This is a genomic window from Nocardioides astragali (genome assembly GCF_024436375.1).
Lineage (GTDB): Bacteria > Actinomycetota > Actinomycetes > Propionibacteriales > Nocardioidaceae > Nocardioides > Nocardioides astragali.
Map to the genome: position 1 here is coordinate 391,725 of NZ_JAFMZM010000002.1, position 25,367 is coordinate 417,091.

At 70.4% G+C, this 25,367-nt stretch carries 21 protein-coding genes; 9 read left to right on the top strand and 12 right to left on the bottom strand.

The genetic code is table 11. From position 1 onward, the window contains the following. Positions 1-52: 52 nt before the first annotated feature. Together J3P44_RS25425 and glgA are read right to left on the bottom strand one after the other, a co-directional pair. A complete protein-coding gene (locus J3P44_RS25425; RefSeq protein WP_255889543.1) occupies positions 53-937 on the bottom strand; it encodes a DUF559 domain-containing protein in 885 nt (294 codons plus the stop codon). 153 nt (positions 938-1,090) lie between these two features. Further along, complete coding sequence (gene glgA, locus J3P44_RS06960; protein ID WP_255889544.1) at positions 1,091-2,278, bottom strand: glycogen synthase; 1,188 nt, start codon at positions 2,276-2,278, stop codon at positions 1,091-1,093. Positions 2,279-2,357: 79 nt separating this feature from the next. On the opposite strand from glgA, the gene glgC reads away from it, so the two are divergent. Further along, complete coding sequence (gene glgC, locus J3P44_RS06965; RefSeq protein WP_372496525.1) at positions 2,358-3,605, top strand: glucose-1-phosphate adenylyltransferase; 1,248 nt, start codon at positions 2,358-2,360, stop codon at positions 3,603-3,605. Between the two features lie 23 nt (positions 3,606-3,628). On the opposite strand, the gene J3P44_RS06970 is transcribed toward glgC, so the two are convergent. From J3P44_RS06970 to J3P44_RS06980, 3 genes are read right to left on the bottom strand one after another with little or no spacing between them, the layout of a single operon-like run. Next, positions 3,629-4,867 carry an RNA polymerase sigma factor gene (locus tag J3P44_RS06970; protein WP_255889546.1) on the bottom strand — a complete coding sequence of 413 codons (1,239 nt, stop codon included), beginning with the start codon at positions 4,865-4,867 and terminating at the stop codon, positions 3,629-3,631. Between the two features lie 11 nt (positions 4,868-4,878). Next, positions 4,879-5,235, bottom strand: a complete 357-nt coding sequence (locus tag J3P44_RS06975) for a YciI family protein (protein ID WP_255889547.1) — start codon at positions 5,233-5,235, stop codon at positions 4,879-4,881. After that, positions 5,232-5,591, bottom strand: a complete 360-nt coding sequence (locus J3P44_RS06980; protein WP_255889548.1) for a YciI family protein — start codon at positions 5,589-5,591, stop codon at positions 5,232-5,234. Before J3P44_RS06980 ends, J3P44_RS06975 begins: the two co-directional genes overlap by 4 nt. A 186-nt stretch (positions 5,592-5,777) precedes the next feature. On the opposite strand from J3P44_RS06980, the gene pgm reads away from it, so the two are divergent. After that, the gene (gene pgm / locus J3P44_RS06985) at positions 5,778-7,421 is read left to right on the top strand and encodes a phosphoglucomutase (alpha-D-glucose-1,6-bisphosphate-dependent) (protein ID WP_255889549.1); all 1,644 of its coding nucleotides are present in this window, start codon (positions 5,778-5,780) and stop codon (positions 7,419-7,421) included. Here the strand turns inward: pgm and J3P44_RS06990 are convergent. The 4 genes from J3P44_RS06990 to J3P44_RS07005 all read right to left on the bottom strand — a co-directional run bounded on the left by J3P44_RS06990 (position 7,402) and on the right by J3P44_RS07005 (position 11,032). Continuing rightward, on the bottom strand, positions 7,402-7,755 hold the full coding sequence (locus J3P44_RS06990; protein WP_255889550.1) for a hypothetical protein: 354 nt from the start codon (positions 7,753-7,755) through the stop codon (positions 7,402-7,404). The genes pgm and J3P44_RS06990 overlap by 20 nt on opposite strands. Before the next feature lie 141 nt (positions 7,756-7,896). Beyond that, on the bottom strand, positions 7,897-8,199 hold the full coding sequence (locus J3P44_RS06995) for a hypothetical protein (protein ID WP_255889551.1): 303 nt from the start codon (positions 8,197-8,199) through the stop codon (positions 7,897-7,899). A gap of 75 nt (positions 8,200-8,274) precedes the next feature. Continuing rightward, positions 8,275-9,939 (bottom strand): acyl-CoA dehydrogenase family protein, encoded by a 1,665-nt coding sequence (locus tag J3P44_RS07000; RefSeq protein WP_255889552.1) that lies wholly within the window; start codon positions 9,937-9,939, stop codon positions 8,275-8,277. 25 nt (positions 9,940-9,964) lie between these two features. Then, a complete protein-coding gene (locus J3P44_RS07005) occupies positions 9,965-11,032 on the bottom strand; it encodes a zinc metalloprotease (protein WP_255889553.1) in 1,068 nt (355 codons plus the stop codon). Between the two features lie 85 nt (positions 11,033-11,117). Between J3P44_RS07005 and J3P44_RS07010 the strand changes: the two genes are divergently transcribed. The 3 genes from J3P44_RS07010 (at position 11,118) to J3P44_RS07020 (ending at position 13,804) form a co-directional block, all read left to right on the top strand. Further along, entirely contained in the window at positions 11,118-12,083 is a 966-nt protein-coding gene (locus J3P44_RS07010; RefSeq protein WP_255889555.1) for a YihY/virulence factor BrkB family protein, read from the top strand. A 95-nt stretch (positions 12,084-12,178) separates the two neighbouring features. After that, a complete protein-coding gene (locus tag J3P44_RS07015; protein ID WP_305122183.1) occupies positions 12,179-13,177 on the top strand; it encodes a potassium channel family protein in 999 nt (332 codons plus the stop codon). Between the two features lie 3 nt (positions 13,178-13,180). After that, on the top strand, positions 13,181-13,804 hold the full coding sequence (locus J3P44_RS07020; protein ID WP_255889557.1) for a hypothetical protein: 624 nt from the start codon (positions 13,181-13,183) through the stop codon (positions 13,802-13,804). Positions 13,805-14,377: 573 nt separating this feature from the next. Here J3P44_RS07020 and J3P44_RS07025 read toward each other — a convergent pair. Then, positions 14,378-14,827, bottom strand: a complete 450-nt coding sequence (locus tag J3P44_RS07025; RefSeq protein ID WP_255889559.1) for a hypothetical protein — start codon at positions 14,825-14,827, stop codon at positions 14,378-14,380. A 166-nt stretch (positions 14,828-14,993) separates the two neighbouring features. Beyond that, entirely contained in the window at positions 14,994-17,351 is a 2,358-nt protein-coding gene (locus J3P44_RS07030; protein ID WP_255889560.1) for a WD40/YVTN/BNR-like repeat-containing protein, read from the bottom strand. Between J3P44_RS07030 and J3P44_RS07035 the strand changes: the two genes are divergently transcribed. Together J3P44_RS07035 and J3P44_RS07040 are read left to right on the top strand one after the other, a co-directional pair. After that, positions 17,307-17,654 (top strand): GntR family transcriptional regulator, encoded by a 348-nt coding sequence (locus J3P44_RS07035; RefSeq protein ID WP_255889561.1) that lies wholly within the window; start codon positions 17,307-17,309, stop codon positions 17,652-17,654. The genes J3P44_RS07030 and J3P44_RS07035 overlap by 45 nt on opposite strands. Positions 17,655-17,700: 46 nt before the next feature. Further along, the gene (locus J3P44_RS07040; protein ID WP_255889562.1) at positions 17,701-18,252 is read left to right on the top strand and encodes a hypothetical protein; all 552 of its coding nucleotides are present in this window, start codon (positions 17,701-17,703) and stop codon (positions 18,250-18,252) included. Between the two features lie 574 nt (positions 18,253-18,826). On the opposite strand, the gene J3P44_RS07045 is transcribed toward J3P44_RS07040, so the two are convergent. Beyond that, positions 18,827-19,591 (bottom strand): hypothetical protein, encoded by a 765-nt coding sequence (locus J3P44_RS07045; protein WP_255889563.1) that lies wholly within the window; start codon positions 19,589-19,591, stop codon positions 18,827-18,829. Between the two features lie 594 nt (positions 19,592-20,185). Here J3P44_RS07045 and J3P44_RS07050 point away from each other — a divergent pair. Together J3P44_RS07050 and J3P44_RS07055 are read left to right on the top strand one after the other, a co-directional pair. After that, complete coding sequence (locus J3P44_RS07050) at positions 20,186-21,286, top strand: tyrosine-type recombinase/integrase (protein ID WP_255889564.1); 1,101 nt, start codon at positions 20,186-20,188, stop codon at positions 21,284-21,286. A 409-nt stretch (positions 21,287-21,695) separates the two neighbouring features. Further along, positions 21,696-25,367 carry a hypothetical protein gene (locus tag J3P44_RS07055; RefSeq protein ID WP_255889565.1) on the top strand — a complete coding sequence of 1,224 codons (3,672 nt, stop codon included), beginning with the start codon at positions 21,696-21,698 and terminating at the stop codon, positions 25,365-25,367.

Sequence of the window (25,367 nt, forward strand, 5' to 3'; positions counted from 1 at the left end):
CACGCCAGCACGTGCGCGACGAAACGGACCCAACGAGGGGCTGCCCACTGACTCAGGCGGGAGCATCCGCCCGGCGTGCGCGTTGCGTCCGCTCGACTGCCGATGTCAGAACCGAGCGCACCCAATCCTGGTCGTGCATGACGTCCTCCCAGGCGAAGCGCAGCACTGTCCAGCCGTTGACCACCAGCAGGTCGTAGCGTCGGGCGTCGCGTCGCAGTGCTGCACGGTCGCCGTGCCACTCGAAGGAGTCGGCCTCGAGCACGATCTTGAGGTGGCGATCCACCAGGTCAGGGCGTACGTCGAGATCGAGCGCACCGCGAACACGCACCTGCGGCTCCACCCTGAGTCCGGCAACGTCGATCGCGATCGCGCGCAGGACCGACTCGAACGGGTTCGCAGCGCGCGGATCCGCGTGCGCGGCGACACGTCGCAGACGCGCTGACCCTGGGCCCTTGGCAGCCCCCGCCAAGTCGAGCAGGTCCTGGCGTGGGAAACCATCACGCAGGGCGGAGTCCGCGATCGCCAACGCTTCGTCGAACGGCAGCCGACGTCCGCACATCTCGAGGGTCTTGGACGCATCGGTAGCCAGGCCCTCGACCTGGTCGTCGCCCAGGTCGGCCCAGATCACCTCCATGCGTGACCGGGTCGCGTCATCGATCCTTCGGTCCTTGGGCACCGCGATCTGGGGCACATCTGGCACTGACTTGACCTTCCAGCCGTGGCTGAGCGCGGCAGAGACCAAGCACACGTGCCCCGTGACCTTGAGGGCGAGCTCGGTGCCCTCGTGGACGCCCGGCACCGCGTACCGACCTCTGTTGACCCGGACGAGCAGGCCGGACGCGACGGCCTCATCGAGGGCTCTTCGCGAGGTGACGTTGACGAGCAGGCGGCGGGTGGCCACACCGCCGAGGACGGGCATCAGCCGCGAGATCTCCACCGCCCGAGCCTCGCCGAGAACGACGTCCGACGTCGGCTCTCATCCACAGGCCGTGGGGCGGACCGAACGAGTGCCACGCCGCCTGGCGGCGCCTGCGAGTCGTTCGTCGTGGTCCGTTGGGTCCGACCGACGGCGCGTCCCGAGGGGACCCGCTCAGGTGAGCGAGCGGTAGAGCTCCAGCGTCCGCTCGGCGATCGTCCCCCAGCTGAAGGACTCCTCCGCGCGCCGACGCCCGGCGACACCGAAGGCGCGGGCGCGGTCGGGGTCGCTGACCGCGTCGGTGAGGGCGGCGCCGAGGTCGGCGACGTACGCCTCGGGGTCGAGCGGGGTGCCGGTGCCGTCGGTGGCCTGCTCGATCGGCACCAGCCAGCCGGTCTCCCCGTGCACGACCACCTCCGGGATGCCGCCCGTGGCGGTCGCGACGACGGCGGTCTCGCACGCCATCGCCTCGAGGTTGACGATGCCCAGCGGCTCGTAGATCGACGGGCAGGCGAAGACGGTGGCAGCAGTGAGCAGGGCGACCACGTCGGGCCGCGGCAGCATCTCGGCGATCCAGACGACGCCCGATCGGGTCGCGGCGAGGTCCGCGACGAGGCCGCGTACCTCGGCCTCGATCTCCGGGGTGTCCGGCGCGCCCGCGCACAGCACGAGCTGGACGTCGGGCGGCAGCGACGCTGCGGCGCGCAGGAAGAGCGGCAGCCCCTTCTGGCGGGTGATCCGGCCGACGAAGATCACGCTGGGCCGGTCGGGGTCGAGGCCGAGCTCGCGGACCCGGTCGGGGTTGGCCACAGGGGCCCACTGAACGGTGTCGATGCCGTTGTGCACGACGTGCACGCGGGCGGGATCGACGGCCGGATAGCTGCGGAGGACGTCGTCGCGCATCGCCGCGCTCACCGCGACGATCCCCGCCGCGCCCTCGTACGCCGTCCGCTCCGCCCAGCTGGACAGGGCGTAGCCACCGCCGAGCTGCTCGGCCTTCCACGGGCGCATCGGCTCGAGCGAGTGGGCGCTGACGACGTGGGGGATGCCGTGCATCAGGCCGGCGAGGTGCCCGGCCATGTTGGCGTACCAGGTGTGCGAGTGGACGAGGTCGGCGCCCGCGCAGTCGTCGACCATGGCCAGGTCCACGCCCAGCGTGCGGATCGCCGCATTGGCGCCGGACAGTGCCTCCGGCTCGGCGTACGCCGTCGTGCCGGGCTCCGAGCGCGGGGCCCCGAAGCAGCGCACCCGCGCATCCATCTCGGGCAGGACACGCAGTGCGCGGACCAGCTCGGCGACGTGGACGCCGGCTCCTCCGTAGACCTCTGGCGGGTACTCCTTGCTGAGGACGTCGATACGCATGGCCCCGAACCTAGGGGTCAGCCAGATGGGATGGAAGGTCGACCGCGCCACCGTGGACGGCTAGTTTCATCGCATGGCCATCACGCCCCCGCGCAAGAAGGTGCTCGCTGTCGTCCTGGCTGGCGGTGAGGGCAAGCGCCTGATGCCGCTCACCGCCGACCGGGCCAAACCCGCGGTGCCCTTCGGCGGCATCTACCGACTCATCGACTTTGCGCTGTCCAACGTCGTCAACTCCGGCTACCTCAAGGTCGTCGTGCTGACGCAGTACAAGTCGCACAGCCTCGACCGCCACGTCACGACGACCTGGCGGATGTCCAACCTCCTGGGCAACTACGTCACCCCGGTGCCCGCCCAGCAGCGCGTCGGCAAGCGGTGGTACCTCGGCAGCGCCGACGCGATCTATCAGTCACTCAACCTGCTCACCGACGAGCAGCCCGACATCGTGGTCGTGGTCGGCGCGGACCACGTCTACCGGATGGACTTCTCGCAGATGGTCGCCGACCACGTGCAGTCCGGCGCGGGGTGCACGGTCGCCGCGATCCGCCAGCCGATCGGCCTGGCCGACCAGTTCGGCGTCATCGACGTCGACCCCGCCGACCCCCAGCGGATCCGCGCCTTCCTCGAGAAGCCCACCGACCCCGTCGGCCTGCCGGACTCGCCGGACGAGGTGCTGGCGAGCATGGGCAACTACGTCTTCGACGCCGACGCCCTGCGCGACGCCGTCACCCGCGATGCCGACATCGAGCAGTCCAAGCACGACATGGGCGGCGACATCGTGCCGTGGTTCGTCGACAAGGCCGAGTCCGCGGTCTACGACTACAAGGACAATGAGGTCCCCGGCGCGACGGACCGCGACCGGGGCTACTGGCGAGACGTCGGCACCATGAGCTCCTACTACGCCGCCCACATGGACCTCGTGTCCCCGCTGCCGGTCTTCAACCTCTACAACCAGGCCTGGCCCATCTACACCAGCTACGGTCCGCACCCGCCGGCCAAGCTCGTGGAGGGAGCCAGCGGGGCCGGCGTGTCGACCTTCAACTCGATCCTGTCGCCAGGTGTGGTGGTCAGCGGCGGCACGGTCAACCAGTCGGTGCTCTCGCCCGCCGTCTGGGTCAAGGACGGGGCCGAGGTCTCCGACTCCGTGCTGATGGACGGCGTGCACGTCGGCGAGGGCGCGATCGTGCGCAACGCCATCATCGACAAGGGCGTGAGGATCCCCCCGGGTGCGCGGATCGGCGTCGACCAGGACGAGGATCGCGCCCGCGGCTTCGTCGTGGACGAGGGGCTCACCGTGCTCGCCAAGCAGCAGCAGGTCCCCAAGGACTAGGGAGCTCGGGTCGAGGACGGAGCTCAGGACGGAGCGTCCAGCTTCTCACGTCGGCGCACGAGGAACTCGCGCTCGACGTCGTTGCGGCACGCCGCGATCGCCTGGTCGAACGCCGCCCGCGCGGCGTCCACGTCCCCGGCGCGGGACAGCAGCTCGGCGCGGACGGCCGCGGGTCGGTGGCTGTCGGGGATCTCGAGCCCCTCGAGCGCAGCGAGGCCGGCGGCCGCGCCGCGGTCCTCCGCCACCGCCACGGCCCGTGCCAGCCGCGCCGAGGGCGACGGCATGACCTGCAGCAACAGGTCGTACCAGCCGACGATGCGGTCCCAGCGGGTGTCCTCGGTGGTCGGCGCCGTGGCGTGCTCGGCGGCGATCCGGGCCTGCACGGCGTACGACGCCGCAAGCGGTGTCAGCGGACCGGCCAGGCTGGGCGCCGCCAGCAACCGGGTCGCCTCGGCGATCTCGTCGTGGTGCCACCGGGTGCGGTCCTGGTCGGCCAGCAGCACGAGGCGGCCGTCGCGCACCCGGGCGTCGCGCCGGGCGTGCTGGAGGAGCATCAGCGCCAGGAGCGCGACGAGTGCCGGCTCGTCGGGACGCAGCCCCAGCACCACCCGGACCAGGCGGATCGCCTCCCCGGACAGGTCGGCGCGCAACAGGTCGGGGCCGGTGCCGGGGGAGTAGCCCGCGGTGAACGCCAGGTAGGCCGTCTGGGCGACCATGTCGAGGCGCTCCGGGAGGACCGACGCGTCCGGGACCGCGAACGGGATGCCGGCACCGACGATCCGCTTCTTGGCGCGAGTGATCCGTGCCGCCATGGTGGGCTCGGGGACCAGGAACAGCCGGGCGATGTCGGCGGTGGGCACGCCGAGGACCAGGCGCAGGCTGAGGGCGCTGGCCGACTCGGGCGCCAGCGCCGGGTGCGCGCACATGAGCACCAGCCGGAGGACGTCGTCCTCGACCAGGCTGCCGCTGTCGGCCATGGTGCGCGCGCCTTCCTGGTGGCGTTCGGCGTCGGTGAGGAGGACCGGCAGCCTGCGCCGCGCCACGTCCTCGGTACGCAGCCGGTCGAGCACCCGCCGTCGCGCGGCGGTGAGCAGCCACGCAGCGGGCTTCTCGGGTGGGCCGTCGACGGGCCACGTGCGGCTGGCGGACTCCACGGCGTCGCCCAGCGCGTCCTCGACCAGGTCGAGCCGGCGGAACTGCGACACGAGCAGGGCCACGAGGCGGCCCCACTCCTGCTGCACGACCTGCTCGAGATCGTCCACCTCAGCTCCGCTCAGAGCGTCACGTCCACAGTCGGGTGGATCTGGATGTCGTAGGGCGGCAGGACCTGGAGCAGCTCCACGACCACGTCCAGGTCGGGTGCCTCGAGGAGGTAGAAGCCACCCATGCCCTCGATGACCTCGGCGTAGGGACCGTCGGTCAGCTCGACCTTGCCGTCAGGGGTGCGCATCACGGTCGCGTCGCGGGGGTCGCTCAGGGCCTCCCCGGCGAGGAGCTCGACGCCCTGACGCTCGCGGCAGGCCCGGTCGAAGGCCTGGAACCGGCCCATCACCTCGACCTGCTCCTCCTCGGTGTGCGCGGACCACTTCTTGACCGCGCCGTCGCCGATCAGCAGCACGAGGTACTTCACGATGCACGCTCCTCGGGCTGCACACAGCGGCGGACCTCGACGGCGTCGCCCGTGGCGGCCAGGATCAGGCAGCAGTCCACCAGGTCGTCGAGGTCGTCCGACTCCACGAGGTAGAACCCGCCCACCTGCTCCCGCGTCTCGGCCCAGGGGCCTTCCGTGACGGTGGTCGCGTTCGGGGCGAGGGAGCGGGCCTCCGACGCGCGGTGCAGCTCGGCGCCGCCGGTGATCCGGTGACCCCGTTCGACCAGCTGTGCGGAGAACTTCTCGTGGGCGCCGTAGCCCGCGCGGCGCTCCTCCTCGGTGAGGTCCCACCAACGTTCGGCGTCACCCATCAGCAGCACGACGTACTCGGTCATCTCGGTCTCCTTCGCTGTGTCGATCTCATGTCTCGATCTCACTGGGCCATGCGGCGGAACGCTGGCAGGCCGCAGGCTGCGACCTCACCACTGTGACGGACGAACCCTGCCGGATTCGACAACCCGGGTGCCGCGTCCGTGGAACCCGTCTCGACGGCGCCGGACCGGGGCCACCAAGATGAGGGCATGGCCACCCACGACAGAGCTGGACAGCCCGCCCGCACCGAGGACCTCGTCGACGTGTCGCACCTGGTCACGGCCTACTTCGACCTCGAGCCGGATCCCGACGACGTCTCCCAGCAGGTCGCGTTCGGCACGAGCGGCCACCGCGGCACGTCCCTCACCACCTCGTTCAACGAGGTGCACATCGCCGCGACGACCCAGGCGATCTGCGACTATCGGCGCGAGCAGGGCTACGACGGCCCGCTCTTCATCGGCCGCGACACCCACGCGCTCTCCGAACCGGCGTGGGCGACGGCCCTCGAGGTGCTGGTCGCCAACGACGTGACCGTGCTCGTCGACGACCGCGACGGGTTCACCCCGACCCCCGCCGTGAGCCACGCGATCCTGCGCGCCAACAAGGGACGTACGACGGGTGCCGGGCTCGCCGACGGGATCGTGGTCACGCCGTCGCACAACCCACCGCAGGACGGCGGCTTCAAGTACAACCCTCCGCACGGCGGACCGGCCGACTCGGACGCGACGACGGTGATCGCCGCGCGGGCCAATGAGCTGATCCGCGGCAACATCGCGGGGGTGCGCCGGGTGGGCTTCGCGAAGGCACGTGCTGCCGTGGAGGACTACGACTTCCTCGGGACCTACGTCGACGACCTCCCCACCGTGCTCGACCTCGACGCGATCCGCGACGCAGGCGTCCGGATCGGCGCCGACCCGCTCGGCGGCGCGAGCGTGGCCTACTGGGGCGAGATCGCCGAGCGCCACCGGCTCGACCTGACCGTGGTCAACCCGCTGGTCGATCCCACGTGGCGGTTCATGACCCTCGACTGGGACGGCAAGATCCGCATGGACTGCTCCTCCCCGCATGCCATGGCCTCGCTCGTGCGCCGCAAGGACGAGTACGCCATCGCCACCGGCAACGACGCCGACGCGGACCGCCACGGCATCGTGACTCCCGACGCAGGCCTGATGAACCCCAACCACTTCCTCGCCGTCGCGATCGCACACCTCTTCGGCGGCGCGCGGCCCGGATGGCCCGACACGACCCGGATCGGCAAGACCCTGGTGTCCAGCTCGATGATCGACCGGGTGGCCCAGTCGATCGGCAAGCCGCTGGTCGAGGTGCCGGTCGGGTTCAAGTGGTTCGTCCCCGGCCTGATGGACGGCTCGTTCGGCTTCGGTGGCGAGGAGTCCGCGGGTGCGTCCTTCCTCCGGCGCGACGGCTCGACGTGGACCACCGACAAGGACGGCCTCCTGCTGGCGCTGCTGGCCAGCGAGATCCTCGGCGTCACCGGTCGCACCCCGAGCGAGCACTACGCCGCGCTGGTGGAGCAGCACGGCGACCCGGCGTACGCCCGCATCGACGCCCCGGCGACGCGCGAGGAGAAGTCGAAGCTGGGTGCCCTCTCGCCCGACGACGTGAGCGCCACGACGCTGGCGGGGGAGGCCATCACCGGCAAGCTGACCGAGGCGCCGGGCAACGGCGCGAAGATCGGCGGCCTCAAGGTCACCACCGAGTCCGCATGGTTCGCGGCACGACCCAGCGGCACCGAGGACGTCTACAAGATCTACGCCGAGTCGTTCCGCGGACCCGAGCACCTGGCCCAGGTGCAGGACGAGGCGCGGGAGGTCGTCAGTACGGCTTTGCGGTGAGGAAGTACTGCTCGCCGCTCTTCTGCGCCGGCACGGTCACCGGACCCGCCTCGATCGGCCCCGTCCCGACACCGCCGCCGTGGTGGCGAGGCCGGGTGTCCATGAGGTCGTCGCCCTCCACCTCGGCGCGCGAGAACCGCACGGCGACGACGGAGTCGAGCCGCACGAGGCACTGGTCCTGGCCGTCGTCGATCACGGCCCCGAGGCCGTCGCACCCGAGGACGCGGCCGCGGAGCCAGCTTCCCTGGACGAGCACGTGCACCTCGGCGCCCGTGTCCTCGGCGCGCCGAAGCAGCGTCCCCACGCTGAACATCGTGCTGGACATCTTCGTCATCGGTTACCCCCCACGAGGAATGTTGATGACGCCGAACGTAGGCCGGGTCGCGACCCGCGTCCGCGGATGAGCCGAGCGTCCGGTCGCCCTACGACGAACCTTGACCGAAGGTGCCCAGTTGGGACGCCCGGTGTGGACCGGTCAGGCCCCGACGGGCCCGGCCTCGATGGGGTCGCGGCGCCGGTGGGGGTGGGTGCGGGCATCCTCGTCAGGGTCCGGGTCGTCGATGTCCGTCCGCGAGAAGCACACCGCGACCACCGCCTCGAGGCGCGCCAGCACCTGCTGGCCCTGGCCGTCGTCGAGCACCACGCCCATGCCGTCGGCCCCGACGACGCGACCGTCGAGCCAGGTCCCCTGGACGAGGACGCGGACGGGTGCGCCGGCGTCCTGCGCGTGCCTGAGCAGGGTGCCGACGGTGAACATCGTGCTGGACTTGTTGGACATGATTTCCCCCGTGGGTCCCGACCACGCTAAGCGCCGCGCGGCCGCGGCGTGGGGAGTTCGGTAAAGACGCCCGGCTCAGAGGTGCGGGGTGGCCCGGTCCACGACCTCGCGCAGCGATCCGCTGGTCAGCATCCCGAACGTGCCGCCGTACGACGTGCCGAACCGGCTGCCGCAGAACGCGTCGGCGACGTCCGCGGGGGCGAACCGCACGAGCAGCGATCCCTGCAGGCACGCGGCCATCTGTCCGGCCAGGCGACGGGCGCCGGACTCGAGCGCCGCGAGGTCGCCGAGCAGGGCGAGCGTGTCGTCGACCGCCCGGTCGAGACGGCTGTCGGACCCGCGGGCGGCGCCGACCTCGGTGATCCAGGCCTGCAGCACCTCGGGCTCACGGCCCAGCGCGCGCAGCACGTCGAGCGCGTTGACGTTGCCGGAGCCCTCCCAGATCGAGTTCAGCGGGGACTCGCGGAACATCAGGGGAAGGCCGGACTCCTCCACGTAGCCGTTTCCGCCCAGGCACTCGAGCGCCTCGGCCACCATCGCCGGAGTGCGCTTGCAGACCCAGAACTTCGCGAGCGGGAGGGCGATGCGTCGCAGAGCCGCCTCGTGCGGGTCGCCGGGACGGTCGACGGCCGCCGCCAGGCGCATCGCCAGGGCGGTGGCGGCCTCGGACTCGACCGCGAGGTCCGCCACGACGTTCTGCATCAGGGGTTTGTCGACGAGCAGGCCGCCGAAGGCGGAGCGGTGGGCGACGTGCCACGACGCCTCGGCCAGCGCGTGCCGCATCAGGGCGGCGGATCCGAGGACGCAGTCCAGCCGCGTCGCGGCCACCATCTCGATGATCGTCCGCACCCCGCGGCCCTCCTCACCGAGGCGCTGGGCGAGGGTGCCGTCGAGCTCGATCTCGCTGGACGCGTTGGAGCGGTTGCCCAGCTTGTCCTTGAGGCGGACCACGTCGAGCCGGTTGCGGGTGCCGTCCGCCAGCACGCGTGGCACCAGGAAGCACGTCAGGCCACCAGGGGCCTGGGCGAGCACCAGGAACAGGTCGTTCATCGGGGCAGAGGTGAACCACTTGTGGCCGTGCAGGGTGTACCAGCCGTCCTCGGCCGTGGGCACCGCACGCGTCTGGTTGGCCCGCACGTCCGAGCCGCCCTGCTTCTCGGTCATCCCCATGCCCGCCAGCGCGCCCGACTTCTCCGACGCCGCGCGGACGCCCGGGTCGTAGGACCTGGCCGCCAGCAGCGGTGTCCACTCCCGGGCGATCGCGTCGTCGACCCGCAGCGCCGGCACAGCGGCGTACGTCATCGAGATCGGGCAGCCGTGGCCGGGCTCGGTCTGCCCCCACGCGAAGAACCCGGCCGCGCGGCGCAGGTGTGCGTGCGGGTCGCCCCGGTCCTGCTGCTCCCACGGAGCGGCCTGCAGGCCGTGGCCCACCGCCCGCTCCATCAGCCAGTGCCACGAGGGATGGAACTCCACCTCGTCGATGCGGTTGCCCCAGCGGTCGTACGACGTGAGTCGGGGGTGGTGCCGGTTGGCGAGCATGCCGTGCTCGCGGGCCTCCGCGGTGCCGGCCTCGGCGCCCAGGGGAGCCAGCTCGCCGACGAGCTCGGGCGACCCGTGGCGCGCGAGCGCCTCGGTCAGGGCGTGGTCGGAGGTGACCACGTTGTGGCCCACCAGGGCGGGCGCCTGGTTGGGGGCAGCGCGTCGCCCGGCACCGGGAACCGAGAGGTCGAGGTCCGTCATGGGCCCCACCGTAGGGGTTTGAAGGTCAGTCGAGCGTGGTGGCGACCGGCACCGGGAGCCGCTCGAGGGCCTGCCGGCGGTGTCCGCGCAGCGGGCGGATGCAGCCGGCCTGGAGGCCGACCTTGCTCAGCCCGGTGAGGTCCCCGGCCTGGTAGGAGAGCGGCAGGTCGTAGAGCTCGGGGCCGGCGGTCATGTACTGGTCGGTCGCCGCGACGTGGCCCAGCCCCATGACGTGGCCGACCTCGTGCAGGGTGAGCTGCTGGAACTGGGTGGCCGTCATGGTCGCGGTGTCGGTCAGGTCGTAGAGCACGCCGCCGTGGATGGTCTGCAGGATCCGCTGGCCGCGGGCGTTGCGTGCCCACCTGGTGCGGTCCGAGCCGCCCCGTGCCGCCACGGCGGGGCCGAGGTCGAGCTTGGTCTCGGGATCGGTGGTGAAGCCGAACACGAGCTTGGGGTCCGAGCGTTCGAACAACTTGTCGAAGGGCATTGCGGGGGTCTCGCCGACGAACTTGAAGCGCACTCCGGTCGCCTGCGCCACCAGGGCGATCGTGTTGTGGATGCTCGCCGCGGCGGTGGCGGCGTCGGGCGTGGCGCGCGAGCTGTTGATGCCGTAGGTGATCGTGCGGCACGGGTCGAACCGGTCGCCGTACCTGCTGAGCTCGGCCCAGGACTCGGGGGAGCCGAGCGGGGTGTAGGCCGGGATCACGCTCATCCGGTGGGCGCGCGACGTGTCGCCGCGGAGCTTGCGGGTCCGGACCACCCGGGTGCGCAGCTTGGAGGAGTAGAACCACGTCGTCGGGACCGTGATCGCGTAGGCGCCGGACCGGCTGGAGCGCACCTTGTCGACCTTGCGCCAGCCGGAGGCGATCTTCTGCTCGAGGACGACCGTGCGCCTCTGCTTCCCCTTGTCCTTCACGGTGCCCGCCATCACGACCACTCCGCCGGGGTGGGACACGGTCGCGCTGAGGGCGCCCGACACGCGCGTCCCGCGTGGTGCGGCCTCGGCGGGGGTGGCGAGGAGCGACGCGGTCAGCACGCTGGTGCTGAGCATCGCGACCGTGGCGAGGACGGGCGTGCGGGTGACTCGGCGCATGGGAGTGACGCTACCCACGTCGTGGGTGGGGAAACCCGCGGCCGGGATTCGTCGTGACAGGTCATGCAGTCGATAGCGTGGCGGCATGGTCGAGGCGCGTGAGGAGAACCCTGCCCGGCGCCGGGTCGAGATCCTTGCGCGGCGGTGGGGCGGCCACCTGTGGCGGGTCGTCGTCACGACCGTCGGGTCGTGCCTGCGTCACCGGGTGACGGGCCTCGCCGCCGAGGCCGCGTTCTTCGCGGTGCTGTCGGTCCCGCCCCTCGTCTTCGCCCTGGCCGGTGCGATCGGTTTCGTCAGCGACCGCTTCACCGCTACCCAGATCGAGGACATCAGCAACGCGGTGCTCGAGGTCTCCCGCCAGGCCCTGACCGACCGGGCCGTCGACAAGATCATCGAGCCCACCATCCGCGAGGTGCTCGGGGGCGGTCGCTACGACGTCATCTCCATCGGCTTCGTCCTCGCGCTGTGGTCGGGCTCGCGCGCGCTCAACGTCTTCGTCGACACCATCACGATCATGCACGGACTCGGTGGGCACCGCGGGATCGTCGCCACCCGCGCCCTGTCGTTCGTGCTGTACGCCCTCGCGATGGTCACCGGTGCGATCAGCATCCCCCTCGTTGTCGCGGGCCCGTCGCTGGTGGACCGCGCGCTCCCACCACGGCTCGACTTCGTCAACAGCGTCTACTGGCCGGTCGTCCTGGCGATGTGCATCTGCTTCCTCGCCACGCTCTACCACGTGTCGGTGCCGGTGCGGACCAAGTGGCGGTTCAACCTGCCGGGAGCGACGTTCTCCCTGTTCTGCTGGGTGGCCGGGTCCTACGTCCTGCGCTGGGTGTTGACGGTCACCGCGGCCGAGTCGCGGTCGATCTACGGACCGCTGGCCGCACCCATCGCGGTGCTCCTCTGGCTCTACCTCCTGGCGCTGGCCGTGCTGATCGGGGCCGCGGTCAACGCGGCGTTCGACACGGTCTTCCCGCAGAAGAGCACGACCCGCGCCCGGATCGAGCTCGTGCAGCGTCTCCGCGAGCGCATCAGCGTGCGAGACTCCTGACCGTGTCGACGTTCAGCCACCAGCCCGTCGTGGGCCGGGTGTCCCTCCCTGATCGGACCCGGTCGCCGTGGTGGGAGCTTGGTCGCCGCCTGCTGATGGCCCTGGGCATCCTCGTGGGGACCGTGCTGCTGGTCTACTTCGACCGAGAGGGCTACGTCGACGGCAACGACCCGAGGAACGAGATCAGCCTGCTTGACGCGTTCTACTACACGACCGTCACGCTCAGCACGACCGGCTACGGAGACATCGCGCCGGAGTCACCGCAGGCCCGGCTGGTCAACGCACTGGTCATCACGCCGGCGCGCATCGCCTTCCTGGTCCTGCTGATCGGCACCACCCTGGAGGTCCTCGCCTCGCAGGGACGCGAGATGATCCGGGTGTCCCGGTGGAGGAAGAAGATGGATGAGCACTTCGTCGTCGTGGGCTACGGCACCAAGGGCCGCAGCGCGATCGACACCCTCGTCAGCAACGGTCACCGTCGCGAGGCGATCGTGGTGGTCGACCCGAGCGCGGTGGCGGTCGCCGACGGCAACCGCGACCAGCTCGTGGTGATCGCCGGGGACGCGACGCGCCGCGGGGTGCTGCGCCAAGCCGGCGTCGAGAAGGCAACCCACGTCATCATCACCACCGACCGCGACGACTCCAACGTCCTCGTCACGCTGACCGTGCGTCAGCTCAACCCCGACGCCTGGATCGTCGCGGCCGTCCGAGAGCACGAGAACGTCCCCCTGATGCGCCAGTCCGGCGCCAACGCCGTGATCACGTCCTCCGACGCCGTTGGTCGCCTGCTGGGCCTCTCGTCGATGTCGCCGATGCTCGGCTCGGTGATGGAGGACCTGATGACCTACGGCGAGGGCCTCGAGGTCGCCGAGCGTGACCTGCTGGTCACCGAGGTCGGCAAGCAGCCGCAGTCGCTGCCCGACCAGGTCATCGCCGTCATCCGCGACGAGAAGGTCTACCGCTACTTCGACCCGGTGGTCTCGCTCCTCGCCCGCGGCGACCGGTTGGTCGTCGTACGCCCGGCCAAGGAGCTGCCGTGGGCGCCACGCCCAGGGACCCACGGCGAGGACCTGGCCGACGAGGACGACGACTAGCTCGTGATCGCGTCGCACGCCCACCGGTTCGTCTTCATCAAGACCCGCAAGACGGCCGGCACCAGCCTGGAGATCGCCCTCTCGCGCCACTGCGGACCCACGGACGTCGTCACCCGGATCAGCCCCGACGACGAGGAGCTGCGCGCGGCCGCCGGGGCAGTGGGACCCCAGAACGACGACACCGATCCCAGCTCGTACGCCCACATGGGCGCCCGTCGGGTGATCAGGGTGATCGGCCGTGAGGCCTGGGACTCCTACTTCACGTTCGCGGTCGAGCGGAACCCGTACGACGTGGTCGCGTCGTCCTACCGCTACAGCGCCCGCAAGCCGACCTTCACCAAGACGTTCGCCGAGTTCGTGCGGACCCCGAAGCGGATGGAGCGCCTCGCGCTCAACGAGCGCCTCTACCGGATGGGTGGACGCGTGGTCGTGGACCAGGTGTACCGCTACGAGGACCTGCCCGCGGCGGTGTCCGACATCTCCGCCCGGCTCGGTCTCTCCCTCGAGCTCCCGCACGCCAAGCAGGGGAGCGGTCCGCACTACCGCGAGCTCTACGGACCCGGGGACGCGGAGATCGTGGCGTCGCGGTTCGAGCGGACGATCCGCGAGTTCGGCTACGAGTTCTGAGCGGGCGGGTGTCGTACCCGTCTGCCACGTTCGTACGTCGGCACGCTGGCCAACCACCCGGTCGTGATCACCTCGGTGGCGTTGGAGAGCTTGGTCGAGTTCGAGCCGCACGATGTCATCGACATCGGCCTCAGCGGTTGAGCTCGCGCGCGCGGTCTCGTTGGTTGAGAAGGTCGCGCAGCGACCGTCACGAAACCCCTCTCCTGGGTCCGTCGTCCTGTTCGAGAATAGTTCTCCACAGATGCGTTGACGCAGGTCAGAGCGTCGGCGGGCTCTGGGAGGATGGACGCATGTCCACCACCGCCCCGGCGCCCAGCACGCTCACTGTGCTGGACCGTGCGCGGGATGCGATGACCGTCCGGCGGCGGGCGGAGGTCGAGGTGCTGGAGGCCGCGCTGGCGTGGGCACACGCCCACGCCCCGGCCGGTGAGGACGACGCAGCTGGGTGGCGTTCGGACACCATCCACGACGCGACCGCCCCTCCACGTCCCTCAATAGAAGTGCCCCGCTCCGCGTGTTTTCGTGCAGCGCTTCTCTGGACCATCCGCATCTGCCGAAAGTCGGCGCGCTTCGTTACGGTTGTCCTGGCGGAAGCGGTAATCGCTGTACCTCGTGCCCGTCTTTGTCTAGACCCACAAGAGCAGTCACGTCCTCAACCGCTGGCCGGACGAGGACGAAGCCGCGTAGCGAATCTCCATCCTCGGTCGACGCTTGGGGGAGAGCAGAGGTCCTCTCCTCGGTTCGGAGGGCGTCGTCGTGACTCTCTGCCCGCACCGTGTGTATGCGGGCGGTCGTGAGACCGAACAGATAGAAGTTGCCTTCCCCAGGCGTCAGCCCACCACCGAATCCGATTTCGGTGGTCTCAGGGATGTCGAATCCGGACCCGCTCTCGCGCTCGGCCCCGTTCACGATGAGGGCCAAGTGGTGCCGATGTGCCCTCTCACCTTCAGGCGCGTAGAGAAGCGTCCAGGCTTCGCCATCCGTAGACACGCCCTTCAGCGCGACGACAGTCCCATCACTCACGCGGTCAGCCTTCCACGGAACTGGCGGACGTCTCCGAAACATCCGCATCTGTCGAGTTGAGGATGCTTGCTGGGACGGCGGTTGCGGGTTGCTAGCGAAACGCCATGGTTGACGAGTTGCTGGCAGCCGTTGGCGGGGACGATGGCGTGCCTGCGCGAGTTCGTGTTCAGGGCCGTTGGGCCCGCGCTGATGTCCGTAGGTGGACGATGCCGCCGCCGTTGTATGAGCCGGCGTAGATCATGCCAGTGGGCGTGGCCGCGAGGTCGTTGAAGGTTCGCGGGGGGAGCCGGGTGTCGAACCGGTTCCAGCTCTCTCCGTTGTTCTCGCTCCAGAAGATCTCGTTCTCGGTGGCGGCGTAGAGCCGGCCCCCTTGTTCGGGATCGGTAGCCACGGCGGTCACGTGGGCCCGTGCGAGCTCGTCGCGCACCCGCTGCCAGGTCTGGCCGGCGTTCGTGCTGGTGAACAACCCGGCAGTGGTGCCTGCATAGACGGTGTCGGCCAGCTGCGGGTGGACCGCGATGGCCGTGATCCGGGTCCCCGCGAGGCCCGCGTCGTGCCAGGTTGCACCGCCGTCGGTGCTCGTGGCGAGTCCGGACCGCCCCGCGGCATAGACGGTCTCCGGGTCCGACGCTCCGACCGCCAGAGGGTGGCCCTCGCCCACCAGAGGGTGACCCTCGCCCGCGCCGAGGGTGTCCGGTGCGGCCTCTCGCCAACTGGCGCCGCGGTCGACGCTTTTCCAAAGGCTCCAGCGGCCCCGTTCGGTGACGGTTGCGTACACGGTCGTCGGTCCCGCGACGGTGACGGCATGCGCTCCTCCACGTCGCGTGACGCTCGCGCATGACGGGCACTGGCGGTAGGTGCCCGAGGGGAGCACACGTCGCCAGTGCTGGCCGCCGTCTCTGGTCCTGAAGAGGCCAGTGTCAGCGGCTGCGTAGAGCACACGCGAACGGTGTGGATCCACGGCGACGTCGTGGACGCCGGGCTCGCCCAGCCCCTGGTTAATGGAATGCCAGCGGCCACGTACTCTCTTGAAGACCCCTCCCGGGTCGAGCCCCGCATACGCGATTCCGGGGTGCCTCGGGTCGACAGCGACCGAGCTGACCCGGCCGGAGACACCCGAACGCATGCGCTGCCAGGTCGCTCCGGCGTCGGTGCTCTTCAGGAGGCCGGCATCCGAGTCCACGTACAGGGTCGAGCGTTGAGCGGGATCGAGCGCGAGTAGCCACGGCTCGTGCGGCTGCATGTCGGCCCGCTGGAACAGCGGCCACCACGTGGCGCCACCGTCGGTGCTCTTCAGGATCCGGGAAACCCCACCGTCGTTCGACGGCCCGGTCTGGGTCTGGGCGTAGACGGTCGCGGGGTCTCTCGGGTCGGGGGAGACCTGGTGGATCCATTTGCTCGTCAGGCTTGTGGGCTGCCAGCTCGCGCCGGCGTCCGTACTGCGGTACAGCGCCTGGACGCCCCGATCGTTCGACGTCGTCGCGAACACGACGCGCGGGTCACTAGGGTTGACCACGAGCCTGTCGACGTCCAGGCCGGGAAGTCGACCCGAGGGACTCCAGCTGCGGCCGCCGTCGGTGCTCTTGACGATGCTGTCCTCGCTCGGCAGCACCGGTGTCGCCGCGTATCCATGGTCGAGAAACTGCCATTGCTGGTTCGGCGCATAGAGCACCCGCGTGTCCTGCGGGTCGATGGCGAAGTCGATCCGCCCCTCCTGGAAGCGGGTCCAGTGGCCCCCGCCGTCGGTGCTCCGCCAGGTGGCGGTGGCACCGCCCGCGTACATCAGACCCGGGTCGAGGGGATGGACCGTCAGCAAAAAGATCCACCCCTCGCCGCGTCGCTGGATTACTGCCCTCTCCGCCCTGTTCGGGACCAGGTCGGTGGCTTGCCAGGTCCTGCCGCCATCGTCGCTCGCGAACACCCCGGCGCTGCCGCCGACGTAGAGCACGCTCGGCCCCGTGGCGGTGATCGCCAGGGCGTCCACACGATCTCCCTGGCCACCACGAGGGAACGGCAGCATTCGCCACGTCCGTCCGCCGTCCGCGCTCTTGAAGAGCCCGGCATCGAGCGAGGCCGCGTACATGGTCCGTGGGCGTCGCGGGTCGGCCACGATGCTGCCGAAGCCGCTGGCGCCCCCGCCGACCTGCGTACCCGGCCAACCCCTCGCCGCGCGTGGCGGGGGGATGGCGCGTGGCGGGGGGATGGCGCCCGGCGCAGGATGCTGGGCTTGCGACGCGCCCATCGGCGGGCTGTCGCCGCCACCGCGCACAGCCAAGCCCCCGCCCGTCGCGGCAACGACAAACACGACTGCGCTGATGGCGTAGCGAAGGTGGCGACGCCTGGCCCGCTGGCGGGCTTCACGGATCAAGGCTTCCGGCGCCTCAACCTCTCCCGGATGGGGGTGGGCGGGGAGGCGAGTGTTGAGTGCCACGGCTGCCTCTTGGTCCCTCAGAGTTATGATGCTAGTGTCACTAGTATCATGCTGAATGTCAAGGTCGATCCCTTCGAGCCAACCGATCTGCACACCCAGGTCGCCGCGGAGATCCGACGAGCCATCGCGGACGGCGAGGCCAAGGCCGGGGAGCGGCTTCCGCCCGCGCGCGACCTCGCGGCCGAGCTCGGCGTCAACACCAACACGGTCCTGCGCGCGCTTCGGGCGCTGCGTGACGAGGGCCTCCTCGAGTTCCGCCGCGGCCGCGGCATCACCGTCACCGGGACGCCACAACGGAGCGCCGTCATCGCCAAGGCAACGGAACTCGCCCGCATGGCCCGCCAACACGGATACCGGCAGGACGAACTACTCGAAATCGTCCGAAGCGTCAGTTGACGAGTTGAAGGGCGCCCCCCGGACACCGGAATCTATAGGGAGCATCATGAGATCACGTACGGTCATGGCCGCAGCGGCAGCGCTCTGCCTCATGCTCGCGGCAGTTTTGCCTTTGACAAGTGCGGTCGCTGCGCAACCAACACGGGATCCGATCCGGTCGGGCATCGGTGAACGCGGTGAAGGATTCTCGTTCATTTTCCCGGAGAGCAAGACCGTGGGTTGTGGATTCGCGGAGCTGGCCGAGGTCCGGGTTGGGGGTATCGACTGGGAGTTCAGCGACGGGCGACTCGTGTCAGTCAACGTGGCAGACATCCAGATCACGAACCTCGACACGGGCACGTCGTACCTTCAGAAGTCCCGGTACCACAGCACGACCACGATCCTGCCCGACGGCAAGGAACTCGTCGAGATCGACGGACGGTTCTGGGTGGCATTCGTAGAGGGGGATGTGGGTCCGGACGGACAAGTTGTGGGTCCGGGCGGTGCTGAGTACTTCGTGTCCGGTCGTCAGACGTTCGTGTACGACCCGAAGAGGGACGCCATCACCTCGTACTCGTTGACGGGCGAGGCCACGGACGCCTGCGAGATTCTGGGTTAGAGGGGGAGCCTGGCCCTGGAAACGCAGCCGCTGTTGGTACGGCACAGCGTGAGGACTATCCAGACGCCCGATCATGCCGCGATCTGCGCACGCTCATGCCTGCGGGTTCAGGCGGTCATTGGCAATGGCACCGGCGGTAGGTCAGCGCGAAGGGTGGAGGACGACGAGCGCAGTCTCTCCTGCGATCGCTTCGAAGTCGGAGAGGTTGTTTGTGGCGACGGGCAGCCTGGGGTCGGACGCCAACGCGGTAGCTGCCGTCCAGATGTCGTTGGTTCCGCCGTTGTGGAGATGACCGCGCAGCTTGGCGTGCAGCGGCCCCCAGGTCCGGGCGACGTCGGCGCTGTAGGGAGGACGAATGTGCGGCGGATCGCCCCATCCCACTCCTGCGTTCGTTTCTCGCCCCAGCTGCGGGAAGCCGGAAGCGCCAGCAGCTCCCCGTAGGTTGCGAAGCTGATCGCGATCAGTCGTCCGCGCAGGATGGGCTTCCACGCCTGAGCCTGTTCGGCGTCGAGCAGGAGCCAGGTGGCGACGTCAGTGTCCACGAGCGCCGGGACCGACTCCTCTTGAGGGGTCGTCATGCGGTGAGGTCGGCCAATGCCGCAAGCAGCTCGTCACGCTCGTCCTGAGTTGTCACCAGGGCGGCCTGGTCGAGGTCGGGGACACCGACGCCCTGCTCCGAGGCGAGCTCCCGGACTGAGGGGACCGGCTCCCAGAAGTCGTCACCACCGAGAATCAGCGACTCTGGCGAAGAGATCGCCCGGACATCAACGCTCTTGGCAAGCGATGTCGCTGGGTTGTAGGTAACGACTCCTTGGAAGTTCGAGAGTCCTCTCATCGCCTCGTGGATTTGGCTCTCCATCTCGGGAGGAAAGGTGACGCTCACGGTTTCGCCGGTCGGGGTGTGAAGCCGCGCGGTGTGTCGGTCCAGATCGGCCTCTCGCAGCGTGCCCGTGAGGACGTTGGGCTGCTGGCTCGGGATCACGGCGCTCTGCGCGATGCGGCGCATGCGCGCACGGCCAGACGCGTCTATGCGCACCGATGTGTGATGCGACCGAGCGCGGCGGGTGCTCTCGATAAGTACCTCGGTGTTCCGGTCGCCGATGGCTAGGTCGCCTGCGAGCTCAGCCAACGCCCGCGCAACGCTGGGATCGACGTCGGAGTCTGGGCTGTGGAATGCGAGAACGAGCTGATCGAACGCAGCGCCAGCGAGGTCGTCCACGCCTACTTCGAACGCCTCCGAGGTCTCCTCAGCAAGAGTCGGTAGCCCGAGCACCGCCACGACGCTCCCGGCGCGCACCTCTCGGAAGTGCAGACGCGTGGCAGCCTCGACCGCGGCCACGTGTCGACCAGTTGCACCGCGCCGAGGCTTCCCGAGAGCGACGTACGCGGATGCTGCAAGAGCTCCCTCAGGTCGATGAGCAGTCGGGCCACGTCCCGGGCCTGAACGGACCCAAGTTGCGCGGTGTCGCCGCGCAGCGTGACCCTGACCTCTTCTCCAGCCATGACGTCAGGGTTGCACAGAGGGCCGACGGTGTCCCCGGAGTAGCGCTTGAACGCCCGTTGACGACCGTCTGGATTACCGCGAGGCAGGTGATCGAGAGAGCCGTCCTGCCGTTGAGCGAGACGGACCGCGCCAGCGTCAATCTGCGAAAGGGAGGGGGTACCTGCCGCCCATGCAGAACCCATGGACGACATAGAAAACCGCCCCCGACCTAGCGAATGTGCAGGTCAGAGGCGGTTTGGTGCTGGTGGGCGATACTGGGTTTGAAATCTTCTGCCGGAGCAGTGGCGATACTGGACATAAGTGGCCATTAGGCCCCTGACCTGCGGCAATGCCGTTTTGTATCGCCTACCGGCGTGGACGCGAACGGACAGTTTCTGCCATCCTTGTTGCACGTTGTTGCACGTTGTTGCACGCGAGGGGAAATCGGGGATGGCACGCAGGCGCGGCTTCGGAGCCATCAGGAAGCTCCCGTCTGGACGGTGGCAAGCCTCCTACCTCGGCCCCGACACCCTCCGACACAAGGCGCCTGTCACCTTCGAGACGGCTGAGGATGCCGAGGGCTGGCTCACTGACCGACGTCGCGAGATCAACAACGAGGACTGGACCCCGCCCACGACCAAGCCTCCGATCACCTTCGGGGAGCACGCCGAACGATGGCTGACGAACCGCACCCTGAAGCCGCGCAGCCGTTATCACTACCGAAAGATGCTCGACTCCAAGCTGCTGCCCACCTTCGGCGACATAGCGCTCAAGCACATCACCGCCGACCTCGTCGACGACTGGTACTACCGGCTGGGGGACTCGGCCCCTACGTCTCGAGCGCACGCCTACGGGCTGCTGCGGACCATCCTCGGAGACGCCGTGCAGCGTCGCCTCATCACTCACAACCCGTGCCACATCCGCGGCGCCGGGAACGTGAAGCGTGCCAAGCAGATCGAGCCCGCGACTCTGCCGGAACTAGAAGCGCTCGCTCAGGCAATGCCGGAGCGCTACCGGCTGATGGTGCTGCTCGCCGCCTGGTGTGGCCTCCGATACGGCGAGATCACCGAGCTACGCCGACACGACGTCGACCTCACCCGCGGCGTGGTGAAGATACGCCGCGCAGTCGTGCGGGTCGACGGCACGTTTGTCGTCGGCACCCCGAAGTCAGACGCCGGAACACGAGACGTGACGATCCCGCCGCACCTGCTCCCCGTCGTCAAGACCCACTTGGCCAGCAACATCACCGGAGGCCGCGACGGACTCCTCTTCCCCGCAGCCGGAGACCCGACCAAGCACCTGGCCCCCGCCACGCTCTACAAGGTCTTCTACAAGGCACGCGAGGAAGCAGGACGGCCCGACCTCCGGTTTCACGACCTCCGCCACACCGGCGCCGTCCTAGCGGCAAGCACCGGCGCCACACTGGCCGAACTGATGGTCCGCCTCGGACACTCCACCGCCGGCGCAGCACTGCGCTACCAACACGCGGCCAAGAACCGCGACAAGGTCATAGCCGAAGCCCTGTCGGACCTGGCGACGAAAGAGCGCTGACCTGGCGCCACGGAAGCCAGTTCATCATCCGCATACGAGACGCGCGATGGCGACAGGCCGAACCTGACGGATCATGTCGGCACGACCTGCACGTTCGTTGATGGACGACAAAGTTGACGGAGGTCTTCGTCGGCGTTGAAGTGGTCCGGCTAAGTCCGAGATTCTCGGCCCCACTAGAGCGCCGAGCTGCAGGGACCAAGGCGAGCCGGCGCGGAACGAAGTCGGAATCCAGCAGTCGAGGTTCGTGCGTACCATCATGACGAGCGCGTGCCTGACGGCGGAGGGGAATCGATCCCCGGTCTGGCGTGTCGCAGGACCTTAGGAGCAGACTGCTGATGCCGTAGCTCCCGAGGTGTGACGTTCATCGTCTCGGGACAGGTAGGTGCTCGCAGGACAAAGGTCTCCCCGCATGGACGCCCACGCCATTCCCCAAGTGAGCGGCGGCTTCACCGGAGTACACCTCCAGTGGAGCGGGCCGCGCGCGTGGACCTACGCGCCGGGAGGCTGGACCATCCAGCGCCGTCTGGCCGGCCGGCGGGTGGCGAGGGACTGCGCACGGTTCGACGACGACGAGATCGCCCACCTTCGGGACGTGCGCGAATTGCGGGTGGGCTTCGGCGTCGTCACCGTGAGGGACGCGGAGTGGCTCTCCGACCTGACAGCCCAGGGCAGTGCGGGGTCGACGCCGGGGGAGTTGTTCCGCGTCGACCTCGACGGCGTACGACGCGTCGTGCGGATCGTCGCCACGGCCAAGCTGTGCTTCGTCACGGCACTGTGCGAAGGCCGAGTGGTGGCCGTGAGCGGGCCGGAGAGCGGGCTCTCGACCCACCAGCTGACGGCGAGCCGGATCGACGCGGTCACGATCCTGGTCGTGAGCGTCGACAGCCTGCAGGTCTGCGTCGACGTCCCGGCGGCGAACGAGGAGGCCGACTGGTCCGCGGTGCCGTCGCTGGTGACCGGCCTGCAGCTGCCGTTCCGCGAGCTGGTCCCCAGCCTGAACAGCGATGCGGACGAGCTTGCGCTGGCGCAGAGCCGGCTGCTGCCGGGGGAGGTGCTCGACGAGGAGTCGTTCGCCCGGCTGGCCGCGGTGCTGCGTCCGGTGCTCCGGGCGGCCGGCCCGCCGCGGCCTTCCGAGCTCGTGCTGCTGCTGCGCGAGCACGAGACCGACCAGGCCGACGAGGCGCGGGGGCTCGACCCGGTCCGGGTCCTGCTCGCGCACCCGACGTGGCGGCGGGCCCTGGGGTTCGCGTTCGCCGACGACGACCCCTCGTTGGTGGTGGGCGGGACCTACGAGTACCGCATCAGCGCTACCTACCCGGCGTCCGACGTGCTCGACGCCAACCTCGGGTTCGCCACTGTGCCCTCCGGCACCCAGCTCCCGGACGACTTCTACGTCGGGGGTGTGCGGATGCGCGTGCCCAAGCCCGTGACGGTCGCCCTGGACCCGGCGACCGGGGAGAGCGGCCTGGTCCGCGTCACGCGACGTGGCATCGCGCTCGACCCGAGGCGGGAGTCGTTTTGGCTCAACGCCGGCCTCGACGATTGGAGCCTGGTCGTCGACTTCCCGGCGCCGGTGTCGAGTGTGGTGCTGGAGCTCGCTCCCGGCCACGACCTGGAGTTCGTGGCGGGCGCAGCCGCGGCGCTCTTCGCGACGACGGATCCGGTGCCGCCCGGCCCGCGGCCCCGCCTCGACCTGGCCGCACCGGCCGAGCAGCTCCGGCTGCGGGGGACCGGCTTCCTGCACGCGCTGCGAGAGGCAGGAGCGGGCGTGGAGGGCGAGATCGAGGAGTACGTCGTGCTGCCGCCGGTCACCCTCGGCGACACGCCGCTCTCGGTCGCGCCGCTGCTCGCGACCGCGACGAACCTCCAGCAGCCGGTCCCGGTGCCGGTGGGGCCCACGCTCCCCGCGCAGGTGGCGCCCCGTCACAGCCTCGGGTTCCGCGTCGAGTGGCGGCCGACGCCGGCCTTCGGGCTGACTGCCTGGTCCCCGGGCGCGGACGAGGCGCCGCCGCTGGACGCCACGATCTTCCAGGTCGAGCGTCGTCTGGAGCCGGCCGGACCCTGGCAGCCGGTGCTGGAGGACGAGAACTGGACCCTGGGTGATCGCGACGGCGAGCTCCGCGAACTCGCGCTGCCGCCGGGCAGCGAGCTGTTGGCGGCGTACCCCGAGATCGCTGGGAGGCCCACGGGCGGCATGCTCGACCTGAACCTCGTCGACACCTTCGTCACCGACGGCGGCGCGCCGCCGCCGGCTCCGGGGACCCACCACCGCTACCGCGTGCGCGCGGTCGACGCCATCGGCCGGCCGAGCCCGGGGTGGCGCGAAGCCGACCCGGTCCGTCTGGAGAAGCACGTCCCGCCGCCGCTCCCCGTCGGCCCCGACGACCTCGGTGACGCCAGCCCCGACGAGCCGGTCGGGGTACAGGTACGCGTCCTCGTCCGGGACGCGCCCGACCTCACGCCCGCCGAGGAGGCGCTGCTCGGCGGCAGCGCCACCGCGGTCGTCCTGCGCTGGGGGTGGCACGCCGCCCAGCGAGACCAGGACCCGCTGGCGAGCGAGTTCAGGGTGTACGCCGCGCCGCCGCTCGACGCCGTCAACGGACAGGTGAGCGGGGTGAGCACGCTGAGCACGGGCTTCGCCTCGACCTACCGGGTCGACCTGCAGCTGGACCGCTCGGTCGGCGCTGACGTGGCCGCCGGCTTGCGGCTGAACGCGGGACACCCCTTCCTGATCCGTTCGCACACCGCGGGCGACGCGATCCAGATGACGGTCGAGACCCGCCTTCACACCGCGGCCGGCACGGCGCCTGTCCCGGTCACCGGGCCCGTCGTGGTGCCGGTGCCGATGACGGCCGACCGCAGCCGCCCGCCCGCCTGGGGCGAGCGGACCGAGGTCGTCCCGCTCACCGCCGCGTCCACGTACCAGATCGTGCTCCGGGACCGGCTCGTCGTCGACCAGGACCACCCCGTCGATCAGCTGTGGGTCGGGGTGAGCGCTGCGGACGACCAGGCCTACGTGCCCGACCAGCTGGCTCCGGCCGAGACCCGCCCCGGCAACGAGAGCGCGATCGTGGCCACCCTCGCCATCGCTCGTCACCACGGCCGCCCCAGCCTGGAGATCCCACCCCCGCTCGCCGCCGTACCCGTCGTCCGCACTCCGGAGCCCGGCGCGGAGCCGCTGCGCTTCCCCTTGGACCTGACGCCCCACCTCCCCGCCGCGGCGCTCTCGGCGTCGAGGGTGCGCCATGAGCGGGTGTCCGCGCGGCTGCTCGCCGCCGCCTGCGCGGCGACCGAGGACGGGCGGGTCCTCGGCCGGCCTGTCGAGCCGCTGGAGCCCGGTGACGACGACGAGGAGATCCCGGTCCCCAACCCCGACGACCGCGCCGCCCTCGTCGCCGCACTGCGGACCGGCCGGTCAGCGCTGGTGGAGGACCGCTTCGTGGTCTACCTGGCCGGCCGGCACCCCTATCGCGACCGGCTGTTCGCTCCCGCCCATCTGGAGCCCGTCGTCCCGGGGACCTTCGGCGAGCAGCTGCCCCCCGCGGCCGAGCGGTGGCTCTACCGGGTGCGAGCGGTCGACCGGGCCGGCCACGTCTCGGCCGGTTCCGCCACCGCCCGAGCCGTGGTCCGCGTGCCGTCACGACTTCCTGGCGCTACGCCGGTGCGGGCGCCTCGGCTGGACGGCGACGCCGCCGACCTGGTGCGCGTGGCCGTGCCGGCGGACCCCACGGTGACGCACGTCCTGACCTTCCACGCCGCGTCGACGGGGGTCGGGCCGGTCGCGACCCACGAGGTGATCCGGGTGCCCAACCGGCCCGACCTGCTGCCGGCGAGCGGCTGCTGGCTGGCCGCGGCCGACGGCCTCCTCCTCACCCCGGCCGCCGTGCCGCTCGACGGCCCGGGCGTGGTCACCGACACCGACGGCACCCGCCGGCTCCAGGTCACGGTGCCGGTCGCGGATGACGGTCGGACACGGGTCTGGCTGGCGAGCCTCACATTCGACGGCATCCCGTCGCCAGTGGCCGGGCCGTACACGATCCACGGCGCGGACATCCTCGCGCGCGTGTCGGGAGGGGGCTGA